Origin of the sequence: Halomonas sp. AOP7-E1-9 (genome assembly GCF_052376035.1) — a bacterium.
Taxonomy (GTDB): domain Bacteria; phylum Pseudomonadota; class Gammaproteobacteria; order Pseudomonadales; family Halomonadaceae; genus Vreelandella; species Vreelandella citrativorans.
In genome coordinates, this window is sequence record NZ_JBQSVC010000008.1 from 80,597 (window position 1) to 94,857 (window position 14,261).

Below are 14,261 nucleotides of genomic sequence, written 5' to 3' on the forward strand. Positions count from 1 at the left end.
GGCGTTAGCCTGCCCTAATAAAGGCCAGCTGTCATCTATCTCGCGAGTTTATCTGCTCAAACCCTTGTAGCACATTGACGACGTTGACACCTATTTCTTCAACCGCATAGCCTCCCTCCATTAAAAAGGTGGTGGGTAGACCGGCTTCTGCCAAACGCTTGCCCAAGGCAATAAAGTCATCGCGCTTGAAAGTGAACGCGCTAATAGGGTCGCCTTCGAAGATATCCACGCCGAGCGATACGATCAACAGCTCACACTCATGGGTTTTGATGGCAATAAGCGCCTGCTCCAGCGTTTGCATCCAGGTGGCTACGCTGGTGCCAGGCGCCATCGGGTAGTTGAGGTTGAAGCCCTGCCCTTCGCCCGTACCGGTTTCATCGGCGTAGCCTAGATAGTAGGGAAAGGTCACATCAGGGTCGCCATGTAGCGAAGCAAATAGAACGTCGTTACGCGCATAGAAAATCTGTTGGGTGCCGTTGCCATGGTGGAAGTCGACATCCAGCACCGCCACGCGGCGTCGGCCTGCATCCAGCGCGTGCTGGGCAGCAATCGCGGCATTGTTAAAAAAGCAGTAGCCACCAAACTGGTCAAATGCAGCGTGGTGCCCCGGCGGGCGGCACAACCCAAAGCTGGGCTCTCCCGTGGCCAAGGTATATTCCTCAGCACCCAACGCGGCGTCCTTACTCGCCATGGCCGCTTCAAAGGTGCCTTCACAGATAGAGGTTTCCGCCGCAAGCGCGTAGTAGCCAAGCTGGCCACTCACCGAGAGCGGAATTTTATCCTGACGCAGGGTGCGCGCTGGCCAGATATTGGGGATCGCCTCACCGCTATGCCCGGCTGCTTGCCATGCCTGCCAGCAGGTTTCAAGGAAGCTGACGTAACTGGCGTCGTGAATCGCACATACCGGCTCAAGGCCATAGGCGTCAGGAGCGCGCACTTCGAAACCGGCCTGGCGCAGTTGTTCGAGCACCAGGTCAACACGCTCGGGGCACTCAAAGGGGCTGACAAGTGCCCCGTCATGAAGCTCCGTTCGCGCCTGGCGCAAACGACTATCCTCAGAGAAAAACGTCAGCATGTTGGCTCCTGAATAACCGGGAAAGGCGGCAGGCTCGTATAAAAACGAGCGCTTTAGCTTTACGTTAGCTTAATCCACTTCTATCGAAAGCGGCCAGCGCGTTGCCCAATGACGTTTTTGAACAGAGGTTTGCTGTTTCAACTGATACTCCGCCCGGCTGGCGGCGGCCCTATCTTCAAACGGCTGGGCGCCCAGCAGAGCAACCGGTGGGTTAGCACGGGTATAACGCGCCCCTTTGCCCGCACAGTGGGCGCGATAGCGTTTAGCGATATTGTTGGTGATGCCCACATAAGTCCCGCGTCGGCACTCTAATAAGTAAACATACCAAGGGGTTGAGGGTAACGACATCCCAGCTCCTTAGGGAGATAAATGGGCAATAAAGGCTTGCAGGGCTTCCACTGGCATCGGCTTGGCCAGTAGATAGCCCTGGAAAATATCACACTGATAGCCCAGCAGGCGCTGATACTGCTCTTCGGTCTCCACTCCTTCAGCCACGACCTTGAGCCCCAAGTGGTGAGCCATGGAGATAATCCCTTGCACAATCGCCGCATCATCGTAGCTATTGGTGAGCTCATTAATAAAGCTGCGGTCAATTTTCACCGTGCTAATAGGCAGGTCCTTAAGATAACTAAGGCTTGAATAACCCGTACCAAAATCATCGATCGACACGCCAATGTGCATACTGCGCAGGGCATGCAGCGTATCAATCGCGCCTTCGGCGTTATCCGTCAAAATACCTTCGGTCAGTTCCAGACTCAGCTGTTCCGCCGGCAGGCCGGTAGTCAGTAGAGTTTGGCGCAGCGTGGCGAGAAAATTGGAGCGCTGGAACTGGAGCGGTGAAAGATTAACCGCCACACGTATTTTACCCAGCCCTTGTTGCGCCAGTGACTGCATATCCTGGCAAGCACGTTGGAGTACCCACTCGCTGATCGGAATAATTTGCCCGGTGGTTTCTGCCAGCGGAATAAACCGTGCGGGAGAGATAAAGCCTTTTTCCGGATGCTCCCAACGCAATAGCGCTTCCACACCGACAAGCTTTCCTTCCCGATTCATTAACGGCTGGTAATGCAGCGCGAACTCTTCGCGCTCAATGGCTTCCTGGAGATCATTACGCAGCACCATGCGCTCGCTAACCGTATCGGTAAACGCGTGGGCAAACCACTCATAGGCATTACGCCCTTGCTGCTTGGCCTTGTACATCGCCATATCGGCTTGTTGAATCAGCGTTTGTGGCTGAAGTGTATCTGGCTGGCTCATCGCGATACCGATACTCGCGGTCAGGTAAAGCTCTTGGGATTCAATACGGTAAGGGCGCGCCAACATAGGTAGCAACCGCTCCACCAAATCAACAACGTCAGACTCGTCGTTAATCGCCGTTTGCAGAATAACGAACTCATCCCCGCCCATACGGGCAACCGTATCCTCAGGCCTGACCGCATTGATAAGCCTACGGGCAACTTCGACCAACACCTGATCACCCACTGCATGCCCCAAATTGTCGTTAATGGGCTTGAAATCATCCAGATCCACAAACAGCACGGCCAGGCGCTTTTTATCCTTACCCAGCCTGGAAAACTGCTTTAACAGCATTTCCTCAAAGAATGTACGGTTAGGCAGGCGGGTCAGGTCATCATGTGAAGCATTGTGAGCCAAACGCGCCTCGTACGCTTTATGCTCGGAAATATCTTGCTGTACGCCGACAAAGTGCGTTACCTGATCGTCCTGGTCGCGTACCGGTGCTATATACAGATCATTCCAGAATAGCGTGCCATCTTTGCGGTAATTGCAGATAGTGACGTTGACGTCTTTCTGCTCATTAATACAAGCACGAATGCGTTGGATAACCACCGGGTCGCTGCCAGGCCCCTGAAGCAGGCGACAGTTTTTACCAAGGATTTCCTCCTGGCGATATCCCGTTATTAACGTAAACGCTTTATTGGCATAAACAATGGGCAAATCAGGCTGTCCAGCATCGGCGATCACAATGCCGTTAACGCTGGCTTCCACACTGCGCTCCAGGATACGCAGGCGAGACTCCTGTTGACGAGCAGCCGTCACCTCCTGAGCAATGGCATGCACCCCTTGCACGGTGTTATGCACCACCATCGGCAGGTGAATAATATCCAATTGATGCAAACGACCCGCGCGGTCTTTCAGACTGAGTTCATATCGGTCAATCCCCCCTTGCAGGGCCGTTTCGATATAGGCCTCTACGCGCGTCACATCCTGTTCAGCAATAAAAAAGGTGAACGGCTTGCCGAGCATTTCCTCAACCGAGTAACCGGTTAGTGACGCGCAGGTGGCATTGGCCGTTACAAAGCAGCCCGCCTCATCCAGGGTAAATACCGCATCAGGATGATGGGTAAACAGTGAGCGATAGCGCTGTTCGCTCTCCTCCAATGAGCTCCGCACCTGAAAACGCTCAACGGCCAGCGCCATCAAGCCAGCCGCTTTTTCAATTCGCACCGTATCGGCACTGCCTGGGGTGCTGGGCTTTGGGTAGTAAACCGCAATAGTGCCTACCAGTTGGCCCTCGCCACCGTAGACAGGGCTCGACCAACAGGAGGCAAGCCCGGCCTGTTTGGAAACGCCATGATAGCCCCGCCAGCGCTCATCCTCGGCAATATTAGCGCATATAACCGTTGCCCCCTGGTAGGCGGCACTACCACAAGCGCCATTATTCGCGCTGATCAAAATGCGTTGTATCGCGCTGCGGTAGGCGGCGGGCAGCCGGTCTCCCGCGATGAATTCCAGGTGAGTACCTGTATCGTTAGCCAACATGACAGAACAGATTGCCGAAGGTAACTCGCGCTCCAACATAAGACACAGACTTTCCAGCGTTTCCTTTAGGGGCTGCTCTTGGGCAATCATGTGCTGAATCGCCTGCTGGTCTTCCAGTGACTGACGCGTCTGAGCAAGCTCGCGGGCACGAGAAACACTGACGCTCACAACGCCAAGACTAAAGGCCAACAAACCACTAAGCAGCAAGCTGCCTAACGCAACCGCAAACGACAGCAGGTTCAATTGATGCCAGTTGTACTGGTTACCTGGGTAGGCATAAAGCGCCAGGTTAATGCCGCCGGGCAAGCCGATATAGCGTGATGCCAGCGCGAGCTCTGGCGTTTCCATACGGTCGGCAGCAAAACCAGCGGGGTGTAACTTCATCAGCGGCATGTCATCACGATTCACTCTCACCTGGAAAGGGCCCACCTCAAGGCGCAACTCGTTTTCCAACATGGTGGCCAGGTTAAAACTGGCGAATAGGTAATGATTGTTAGCGGGAACCGGGATAACAAATATTGCTTCGTGGGGTCGGCTGGTATCCGTCATCAACATCCTTGGACGACCGAGCGGAATTTGCATCCAGGCACGTGTTTGCTCTTCCTCCAACTGCTGATGTAGCCATCGTTCCATTTCAGCCGTCCGCCCCACTCCCCACTCCCAGGTCAACTGCTGCTGATCAACTATCGCAATGGCGCTAATACTGGGGATGTCCCGAAGGTAGTGTTGTGCGTCATTATCCAGCAGGTTCACATCCCAGTCTGTGCCCATGGCGCTCAGCCGCTCTGCCATTCGTTGCATTAATCGCAAGCGGTCTTGTGTTGCTCGCTCGATATTGAGTTGAACGTTATCTAATAGATAGGCGGCTTGCTGTTGCAGCGACGTTTGTTGATAGGCGTTTAACAATAGCCAGATAAAACAACTGATCGTAACGCCCCATAGCGAGGCGACGACGGTCACCCGGCCTGGATTTAGACGTTGCGGTTTACCCCGTAAGCCTGCTGCCAGCATGGCGGTACCTAAAAAGCAGGTAATGACCAATGCACCCATGGGCGACGATGAGAACAGAGGAGATGCACCGCTTAGCGTAAGCCATAGTTTTCCAACCACAAAAAGGGCAAGCCCCCACAGGCTTAGCCCACCGGCTATCCATAACCAGCGCCGCCATGCGCTAGAAAGCCCCACCCAAAAACACACCCCAATCATTAAAAAAAAGCCTGCCGACAAGCTGGTGATACGCGGCCCATTGCTGAGCCATGAGTCGCCTCGACCGCCTTCCAGGCTATTATGTACCAAGGTGTAAGTGACGACCAAAAACAGAGATAAGACACTGATAACTCTTGTTTTCCCCCACCCCTGAAGCGTCGCCAGTAGCGCAATACCGACCAGCAGAGTGACCAGTGCTCCATCCGGCAATAGCGTTGCAAAAAATGGCCGTGTCGGCACACTGAGACCGACCACTACCCCAACGACTCCCATGCAAACGAGGGTTGCCGATATCATAAGTAGCAGGGTTTCCAACGCCAATTGGCGCGTATTTATCCGCATGGTTCTACGCCCCATCAGGCCTTGGCAGTGATATCTTTCATTGTCCAAAGTGTACCCGTTCTGTGAGTGATACCAGCTCATTAAATTGCTCATCCAAATAGTCGCGATAAGTGCTCAGCGACCGATAATCAATTAATGAGCCATACTCATGTGTAATCCGATGACGTAATGGCTCGCTGGCAAGCGCGTAAGCTAACGCATCGTTCAAAACGGCAAGTTCTCCCGGCGGTGTTCCCGTAGGCGCAAAGTCTGCATGGGAAAACGAAGCGAGCCCCGCCAGGTACGAAAGATCAATTGTTTGATGACTGCCGAGCAACGTATAACCATCGGGCGAGGCATTTTTGACATACTGAGCGCCCCGCATGGCTTCACGACCGGGCATATTAACCACAAGCACAGGCTGGTCTAGATAAATTTGTGCCGTGTCAAAAATATCCCGAAACAGCACATCGGTCGCCCCTCCTAAACCAAAGGGAATGACAACGGTAATTTCTCTATCCGGGTACCGATTTTCAGCAAACGCGAACGTCGTTCCCCACAATAACAACCCACTGACAAACCCTAATGTGATGCAATAACGAGCGAGTCCCCTGCCACTATATGCCATGACATCAACCCCTCGTTTTTATTAGTTAACGCATAGCTACTCTTTGCAACATAGCTTTAATTTTCGGCCGCTACCACAAAAGCAGGGATCGTTACGCTGCGGCTTGAGACGCACGACCTCAGGCGTACCATCCACGTACCACCACCGGCTCTGCTCAAACACGAAACGCGAGTTTTCTTCAAGCATGTGCCAGCGGCCACGCTCTTTGAAATAAGCGCGAAAATGAACATAACCTTTATCAGCATCAGGGGGCGTCTCTTCGGATGCTGCTTTAACAATGGTGAGAGCTTTCCACTCGGTGTTAAGGTCCGGTGATAGCGCTTCCGGGCGAGTGCTCACGTGCCAAGTGGCAAGCACGTAGTCGCATAGATTCAGCGCAAAGGCACTGTAGCGAGAGCGCATTAGCGCTTCCGGGGTAGGGGCTGGCGCGCCATCGTGGTAACGGCCACAGCATACGTCAGTCGACAATCCTGTACCGCAAGGGCAACTTTTTTCAATTAGAGACATCATAGAAAGGCTCATATATCACGGTCACTTAAGCCTAACCGATAATCCTTAAAACCGTCCTACACATGGCCCATGTTTTCGTTCGATTTTGGCCCCATGTTAAGCGTATAGTGGCTGAGCAAGATTTTTTTGACTTACGGAGTACGAAACACGACCCAAGATTCTTTCCAAATGCAGCGGAGGTTCTCATGAAGGTTTATAAACCCGAATGGCAGTGCACGTTTAGCGTAAACGAGGGCGCAGAAGAATCAGCCAACTGGAAAGAGCGAGTCGCCTGGCGACTGCGGGCGATAGCCGACCGTTTGGACGGTGTTGGTCGGACGCTGAAGGTTAATTGTCATGTTTCTCCTCAGGTCAGCCAGGAGGAAATGGATACCTGCCTGGGCAAAGGGTTTGAAGTGACCCAGCAGCTGTTAACCCAGTTGGCGCATCAGCAAGCGTGTGAAGATGTGATGCGCAATGCCAAAGCCGAGCTTTTCGAACAGAACCACCAGCATCATTAACGTGGAGGAGGCTCCCACCCGTTGAGCGGGTGGGTTGAAATACGTCCATTCACATCGTTTTCAAACACGTTCTCAGATACCTTTCCCCACGACGTTTTCAAGTGCTTGTCTAATCAGCGCGATAGGGTTGGTGTAGCGCGTCTCCCAAACGGTCCATAAACGTCAGGCACGCCTCAAGTTCGCTTTTCTCAATATATTCATCCGGCTGATGCGCTTGAGCGATACTGCCCGGACCCAGAATAATCGTTTGTAACCCTTGGCCTTGATATTGTCCCGCCTCGGTGGCGTAGGCCACTGCGTGGTTGCAGCACTCACTTGGCAGGTGATCCTTGGCCAAGCGCAGTACAGCGTGGTTATCTCGGTCGGCAAGGCCTGGCACCGTTACATTCAGCGGCTCGGTCGTAATCTGGACGTCCTTGCCACGCGCCCTTAGCTCGGCACTTAACGTATCGGCATACGCTTCAAAACGCGCAAACACCTCATCAAACGTCTCGGTGGGCAGGTGGCGTATTTCCCACTCGAACTGGCACTCACGCGCCATGATATTGATCGCCGTACCGCCCTTGATCTTGCCTACGTGGAGGCTGGTGTGGGGTACGTTGAAAGCCTCATCCACTTTGCCCTCCTCCACCAACGCCGCCATGGTGTCTTCTATGAAGGTGACCAGTCGCGCTGCCACATGAATGGCCGAAGTGCCCTGGTTCACCTGACTGCTGTGCGCTTCGCGCCCTACGACGGTGGTGCGCAGATTGGTGGCGCCCTTCTGGGCCACGACGGGCTGCATGCTGGTCGGCTCACCGACAATGACGTGCGCGGTGGTTGAGTAGTGCTCGTAGAACCGTTTGATCAGCGCAGGCGCACCGACACAGCCAACCTCCTCGTCATAGGAAAAACCAAAATAGATCGGCTGCTGCAAAGGCGTTTTCACCCACGTGGGCACCATGGCAAGAGCGCAGGCAATGAAGCCTTTCATATCACAGGTGCCACGGCCGTAAAGCTTACCGTCCTGGCCGTCATGCAGGGCGAAAGGATCTGTCGACCAGGGCTGGCCTTCCACCGGCACCACATCGGTATGGCCGGAGAGCATCACCCCACCCGGCGCATCAGGGCCTATACGGGCAATCAAGTTCGCCTTGGTGCCGCAGGGGCTCATCACCCGTTCGGAGGCGACGCCGTACTCTTCAAGATAAGCTTCGACAAATTCGATCAGCGCCAGGTTAGAGCCACGGGAGGTAGTATCGAAAGAGACCAGTTTGGTTAATAGCGCTATTGCGTCACTCATACGACTCTCATTAGTTATGCACATTGTCTCAACCCTATCATCGCCCTCGCAGAGCGCCTACTACCAATGCCCTTGGATAAAACCCAAAGCTTTTATAAAACCTTGGTCCAGTTAGCATTCATCAAAATGTCATCTACACTCATTATTGTTCAGTGCACCCACAAATCTTAAAAAACGCATTGTGCCACCTGGCTCGCGCCAGGCCCAAAAGGAGCTCACATGTCTCGTTTTATGTTACGCGCGTTATCTACTGGCATCACCGCGGCTACGCTGAGTGTTTCCGCCCACGCCGCTACCGAGATCACCTGGTGGCACTCCATGGGCGGCGAGCTGGGCGAGCGCTTGAGCGCGCTTGCCGAAGACTTCAATGCCACCCAGGATGAGTACCGTGTTACGCCCTCCTATCGGGGTGAATACGAACAAACCATGGTTAACACCATTGCCGCTTTCCGTGCAGGCGAGCAGCCTCACATCGTACAAATTTACGAAGTGGGCACCGGCACCATGATGGCCGCCCAAGGCGCTATCTATCCGGTGTTTGAGCTGATGGAAGAGCACGGCAACACCTTTGACCCGGCTGATTATCTGCCTGTGGTAACCGGTTACTACACCGACACCAACGGCAACATGCTCTCCATGCCGTTCAACTCGTCCACACCGATTCTTTACTACAACAAAGCCATTTTTGAAGCGGCTGGCCTCGACCCTGAATCACCGCCTACTACGTGGGCTGAGATGGGCGAGATGGGTCAGCAAATCGTCGATGAAGGCGCGGCCTCTTGCGGTTTCACCATGGCCTATGCGGCCAACTGGGTCGGCCTTGAGAACTTCTCAGCGCTGCACAATCAGTCCATCGGCACCCAGGAGAACGGCTTCGGCGGTCTGGACACCGAGTTTGCCTTTAACGGCGACGTACAGGCGCGCTTTTGGGATCAGTTGAAAGAGTGGTCGGATAGCGGCGTCTATAGCTACGCAGGCCCAGCAAACGGCCCGGACGCGGCGCCCTCGTTCTATTCCAGCGACTGCGCGATGTACATGAACTCGTCAGCATCACGCGCCGATGTGTTGGCTAACTCCGACTTCGACGTAGGCTTTGGCATGCTGCCCTACTACGACGACGTAGACGGTGCACCGCAAAACTCAATCATCGGCGGCGCGACTCTGTGGGTGCTTTCCGGCCATGAAGACGACGAGTACACCGGCGTTGCTGAATTCCTTGAGTACCTCTCCTTGCCTGAAATTCAGGCCGAGTGGCACCAGGGCACCGGCTACCTGCCGATTACCACTGCCGCTTACGAGCTGAGCCAAGAGCAGGGTTACTACGACGAAAACCCAGGCGCGGATATCGCCATCGAGCAGATCAACTTAAACGAGCCGACAGAGAACTCCAAAGGCCTGCGCTTTGGCAACTACCCCCAAGTGCGCATGGTTCTGGACGAAGAGTTCCAGGCCGTACTAGCCGGCGACAAGAGCGGTCAGCAAGCGCTGGATGATGCGGCAAGCCGCGGCAATCAGATTCTTCGCGACTTTGAGGCAGCCAATAACTAAGCGCTTCTCGTTACTTGTCAACAAACCCCGGCTTTTATAGCCGGGGTTTGTTATAGGAGCCATCCCATACGCCCAAGTCACCGGGGCCTATGGGATGGCTTACTTCCTGGCAGCTGAGCACAGCGGCCAGCCGCACCAACGCCCGTACGACAGGATGTGTCATGCAGACCAAACGTTCCACCTATCAAAACCGGTGGCTCCCTTTCCTACTGTTAGCGCCGCAGTTGGCGATTACGCTGGTGTTTTTTATCTGGCCGGCAAGCCAGGCGGTTAAATCGAGTTTCGAGCGCACCGATGCGTTCGGCTTTAAAACAACGTTTGTCGGTCTGGAGAACTATGCACGCGTTCTGGCCGACCCCAGCTACCTGAACGCACTGGGGCGCACCGCGATTTTTTCCGTCTCAGTGACGGTACTTTCCATGAGCCTGGCGCTTTTACTGGCCGTTTGCGTCAACCGTGTGCTGAAGAGCGCCAAGTTCTATACCACGCTTCTGGTATGGCCTTACGCTGTTGCTCCGGTAGTAGCGGGTGTGTTGTGGTGGTTTCTGTTCAACCCCACCATCGGTCTTCTGCCGCATCTGCTCGACTGGTTCGGTATCAGCTGGAATCACCGCGTTTCGGGCTCTCAAGCCATGATTTTGATCACCATTGCCGCCGCTTGGAAGCAGATCTCCTATAACTTCCTGTTTTTCCTGGCAGGGCTGCAATCTGTTCCGCAGTCGCTCATGGAGGCAGCGGCCATTGATGGCGCGGGCCCCTTTAAGCGCTTTTGGACCATCGTGCTCCCGCTGCTATCGCCCACCACTTTCTTCCTGCTGATCATCAACATCAACTACGTGATGTTCGACACCTTCGGGGTGATCGATGCCACCACCGCTGGCGGGCCTGGCCAAGCCACCATGACATTGGTCTACAAGGTCTACACCGATGGCGTAGCGGGGCTGAATATAGGCTCCTCATCCGCCCAGTCGGTCATGCTGATGGGCATCGTGATTATCTTGACGTTTATCCAGTTCCGATACGTGGAACGCCGGGTCAACTACTAGTGCGTTAAGGAAGTAAACATGGTTGAAAACAGACCCTTTCTAAATATTCTGACCCACCTGGTGCTCATTGCAGGCGTATTGGTGGTGGCGTTCCCGGTGTATGTGGCCTTTATCGCCTCGACCCACGAATCCAGCGCCTTCGTGCGTGGGGTGTTGCCGCTGCTTCCCGGCGACAACATGTTTGCATCCTACCGGCAGATGCTCAGTTCCGGTTGGCAGGTAGGCGGCACGCCGCCGGTCTGGCTGATGCTGGGTAACTCGCTGATCATGGCACTGACGATTGCGATCGGTAAGATCGCTATTTCGATTCTTTCCGCTTTTGCGATTGTCTATTTCCGCTTTCCGTTTCGCATGCTGGCGTTCTGGATCATTTTTATCACGCTGATGCTGCCGGTCGAAGTGCGCATCATCCCCACCTACGCCGTTGTGGCAGATCTCGGCATGCTGAACTCCTATGCGGGCTTAACCCTGCCACTGATTGCCTCTGCTACCGCGACCTTCCTATTCCGCCAGTTCTTCATGACCGTGCCGGAAGAGCTGATGGAGGCCAGCCGAGTGGATGGCGCCGGGCCGATGAAGTTCTTCAAGGACATATTGCTGCCGGTATCGATCACCAATATCGCCGCTCTCTTTGTGATCATGTTTATTTACGGCTGGGTGCAGTACCTGTGGCCACTGCTGGTCACCACCGACGAAGACTTCTACACCATCGTGCTGGGCATCAAGCGCCTGATGGCCTCGTCCGACCGCGTACCCGCCTGGAACCTCATTATGGCGACCGTCACGCTTGCCATGCTGCCGCCGGTATTAGTGGTGCTGTTTATGCAGAAACTGTTCGTGAAAGGCCTGACCGAGACGGAGAAATAAGATGGCCAGTATTACCTTGGAAGGGCTTAGAAAAACCTACGCAGGCGACGTCCATGCCGTTAAAGGCATTGACCTGGCGATTGAAGACGGTGAGTTTGTGGTGCTGGTAGGCCCTTCAGGCTGCGGTAAATCCACGCTATTACGCATGGTGGCCGGGCTTGAAACGATTACCGACGGCACGCTCAAGATTGGTGATCGGGTGGTCAACAGTCTCGAACCCGCCGAGCGCGATATCGCCATGGTATTCCAAAACTACGCGCTCTATCCGCACATGACGGTGTACAACAACCTCGCTTACGGGTTGAAAAACCGCGGCTTTAAAAAACCCGAGATCGAAGAGCGGGTACGTAAAGCGGCCAAAATGCTTGAAATCGAAGAATTTCTTGCGCGCAAGCCGCGCAAGCTCTCCGGCGGTCAGCGCCAGCGCGTCGCCATGGGCCGGGCATTGGTGCGCGAGCCCGCGGCCTTCTTGTTCGACGAACCGCTCTCTAACCTGGATGCCAAGCTGCGTGTGCAGATGCGGGTGGAGATCAAGCAGCTTCAGCGGCGCTTGAAGACTACCAGCCTCTACGTAACCCACGACCAGTTAGAAGCGATGACGCTGGGCGATCGCTTAGTGGTGCTTAGCGCTGGCAAAATCGAGCAGGTAGGCACGCCCATGGAGATCTACGCGCGCCCTGCGTCGATGTTCGTGGCAGGGTTTATCGGCTCGCCTGCGATGAACATGGTGCCGCTTGAGTACCTGCAAACGCGCGGCACCCATGACCTGCTAGACGATCTTCCCGCCGAGACCGACACAGTCGGCATTCGCCCGGACGATATGCGCCTATCGCCACCCAATGCCCCCCACCTGGTGGTCGACTCCACGCTTGAGCTTTTTGAAGCCGCCGGCGCCGAAAGCCACCTTTACGTGCGGCTCGCCGACAGCGACCAGCCCACTGTGATTCGGGTGAGTGGCCAGCCGCCGGTCAACGAAGGCGAAACGCTACGCTTCTATGTCACCCGCGAAGCGCTGCACCCGTTTAACAGTGTAACCGGCCAGCGCGCGGGGGATTGACTCGCCTTTTACGAAAACAACAGCCAGTAGAAAAAGAGCAAGTAAAAAGGGGCGCTATAGGCTAGGTTTGAGAAAGCATTATTGACTATTATCCACTTTGGCGCCCCTATAGATGCGAATGGGTCTTCTACCATGCGTCCTAAACCCTCCTTACTCGATGCCCTTTACCGTACTCATGCCAGACGTGTTCAGGCCACCCTGATCCGTCTGCTGGGAGACTTCGAGCTTGCCGAGGAAGCCATGCAAGATGCCTTTGTCGCCGCAGCTCAACAGTGGCCTGCCAAAGGCGCCCCCGATAACCCTCAGGCGTGGCTGATCCGCACCGGCTATTACTGCGGAATCGATCAAATTCGTCGACGCAGTACAGCACGACGCCGGGCACATTTGCTATTACCGATGGAAGAAACCTGGGAATTCGACGATGTCGCTATCGCAGATGACTCACTGCGGCTGCTGTTTACCTGCTGCCACCCAAGCTTAAGCATAGAAGCACGCCTTGCGCTAACACTACGAGAGATGTGCGGGCTAACCACCGAACAAGTCGCCCGTGCCCTACTGATGAAACCTTCAACCGTGGCACAGCGCATCGTACGGGCAAAACGCAAGATTCGCGATGCGCATATTCCCTATGCGGTACCTGCGCCGGAGGCATTGCCCGAGCGTTTGCCGGACGTACTCCAGATTATTTACCTGGTTTTCAATGAAGGTTATTCAAGCAGTAGCGGCACGGCGGTGGTCGATATCAGCCTGACCCGCGAGGCGCTACGTCTTGGCGAGGAACTGGCAGCGTTGCTACCCCAGGGTGAAGTGTTTGGGCTACTGGCACTCATGCTGCTTACTAACGCCCGCCGGGATGCCCGCCAGGATCAACAAGGCGGCCTGGTCACACTGGAAGCGCAAAACAGGCGCTTATGGCACCAGAAGGAAATTCACACAGGTATTGAGTGGCTCGAACAGGCACTCGCCCTTACCCCTGTTGGTTTTTATACCCTCCAAGCCTCAATTGCCGCCGTACACGCCCAAGCCCATGACCCTGGGCAAACCGACTGGGCACGGGTTGTCCGGCTGTATGACGCTTTATGCCGCCATTACCCATCGCCTGTCCTGACCTTGAATCGCGCGGTGGCCGTTGCCATGCATGATTCCCCAGCAACCGGATTGAGCCTGCTTGATGAGCTATCTCATCATCCTCAACTCTCTCGCTACTATTTATTGTATGCGGCACAGGCGGATTTGCTACGTCGACAGGGCAACAATGACGCCGCGCGCGATGCCTACCAAAAGGCCCTGACATTAACCTCTCAGTATCCAGAAAAACGCTTTTTGCTCGACAGATTGACCGAACTTTAAGCATCGCTATAAAAACATCGTTATAAAAAAATAATCTGCAGGCCTGTCGATTTGCGAACACGCCAGACGTCTAGAGAGTATCCACCACAA

At 54.8% G+C, this 14,261-nt stretch carries 12 protein-coding genes; 6 read left to right on the forward strand and 6 right to left on the reverse strand.

Features of this window, described 5'->3' with window-relative positions:
* Positions 1-31: 31 nt before the first annotated feature.
* The 5 genes from ACT3R4_RS06920 to ACT3R4_RS06940 all read right to left on the reverse strand — a co-directional run bounded on the left by ACT3R4_RS06920 (position 32) and on the right by ACT3R4_RS06940 (position 6,521).
* The gene (locus ACT3R4_RS06920) at positions 32-1,075 is read right to left on the reverse strand and encodes a histone deacetylase family protein (protein WP_193053601.1); all 1,044 of its coding nucleotides are present in this window, start codon (positions 1,073-1,075) and stop codon (positions 32-34) included.
* Between the two features lie 69 nt (positions 1,076-1,144).
* The gene (locus ACT3R4_RS06925; protein ID WP_087108829.1) at positions 1,145-1,423 is read right to left on the reverse strand and encodes a GIY-YIG nuclease family protein; all 279 of its coding nucleotides are present in this window, start codon (positions 1,421-1,423) and stop codon (positions 1,145-1,147) included.
* A gap of 9 nt (positions 1,424-1,432) precedes the next feature.
* Complete coding sequence (locus tag ACT3R4_RS06930) at positions 1,433-5,404, reverse strand: EAL domain-containing protein (protein WP_441678158.1); 3,972 nt, start codon at positions 5,402-5,404, stop codon at positions 1,433-1,435.
* Positions 5,405-5,441: 37 nt separating this feature from the next.
* A complete protein-coding gene (locus tag ACT3R4_RS06935) occupies positions 5,442-6,011 on the reverse strand; it encodes a type 2 periplasmic-binding domain-containing protein (RefSeq protein ID WP_441678157.1) in 570 nt (189 codons plus the stop codon).
* A gap of 36 nt (positions 6,012-6,047) precedes the next feature.
* Positions 6,048-6,521, reverse strand: a complete 474-nt coding sequence (locus ACT3R4_RS06940) for a YchJ family protein (protein WP_172117660.1) — start codon at positions 6,519-6,521, stop codon at positions 6,048-6,050.
* Between the two features lie 185 nt (positions 6,522-6,706).
* Here ACT3R4_RS06940 and ACT3R4_RS06945 point away from each other — a divergent pair, with 185 nt between their 5' ends.
* Positions 6,707-7,021: a hypothetical protein gene (locus ACT3R4_RS06945; RefSeq protein ID WP_172117661.1), complete on the forward strand. Its 315-nt coding sequence runs from the start codon at positions 6,707-6,709 to the stop codon at positions 7,019-7,021.
* A gap of 109 nt (positions 7,022-7,130) precedes the next feature.
* Here ACT3R4_RS06945 and argE read toward each other — a convergent pair whose 3' ends face one another.
* A complete protein-coding gene (argE, locus tag ACT3R4_RS06950) occupies positions 7,131-8,303 on the reverse strand; it encodes an acetylornithine deacetylase (RefSeq protein WP_172117662.1) in 1,173 nt (390 codons plus the stop codon).
* Positions 8,304-8,522: 219 nt separating this feature from the next.
* Between argE and ugpB the strand changes: the two genes are divergently transcribed.
* The 5 genes from ugpB to ACT3R4_RS06975 all read left to right on the forward strand — a co-directional run bounded on the left by ugpB (position 8,523) and on the right by ACT3R4_RS06975 (position 14,171).
* Positions 8,523-9,851 carry a sn-glycerol-3-phosphate ABC transporter substrate-binding protein UgpB gene (ugpB, locus tag ACT3R4_RS06955; RefSeq protein ID WP_172117663.1) on the forward strand — a complete coding sequence of 443 codons (1,329 nt, stop codon included), beginning with the start codon at positions 8,523-8,525 and terminating at the stop codon, positions 9,849-9,851.
* A 161-nt stretch (positions 9,852-10,012) separates the two neighbouring features.
* Positions 10,013-10,897, forward strand: coding sequence for a sn-glycerol-3-phosphate ABC transporter permease UgpA (gene ugpA, locus ACT3R4_RS06960; protein ID WP_193053612.1), 885 nt, complete (start codon positions 10,013-10,015; stop codon positions 10,895-10,897).
* An 18-nt stretch (positions 10,898-10,915) separates the two neighbouring features.
* Positions 10,916-11,764 carry a sn-glycerol-3-phosphate ABC transporter permease UgpE gene (gene ugpE / locus ACT3R4_RS06965; RefSeq protein ID WP_193053613.1) on the forward strand — a complete coding sequence of 283 codons (849 nt, stop codon included), beginning with the start codon at positions 10,916-10,918 and terminating at the stop codon, positions 11,762-11,764.
* Position 11,765: 1 nt separating this feature from the next.
* Positions 11,766-12,821 (forward strand): sn-glycerol-3-phosphate import ATP-binding protein UgpC, encoded by a 1,056-nt coding sequence (locus ACT3R4_RS06970; RefSeq protein WP_193056562.1) that lies wholly within the window; start codon positions 11,766-11,768, stop codon positions 12,819-12,821.
* Between the two features lie 132 nt (positions 12,822-12,953).
* Positions 12,954-14,171: an RNA polymerase sigma factor gene (locus ACT3R4_RS06975; protein ID WP_441678154.1), complete on the forward strand. Its 1,218-nt coding sequence runs from the start codon at positions 12,954-12,956 to the stop codon at positions 14,169-14,171.
* Positions 14,172-14,261: the final 90 nt, after the last annotated feature.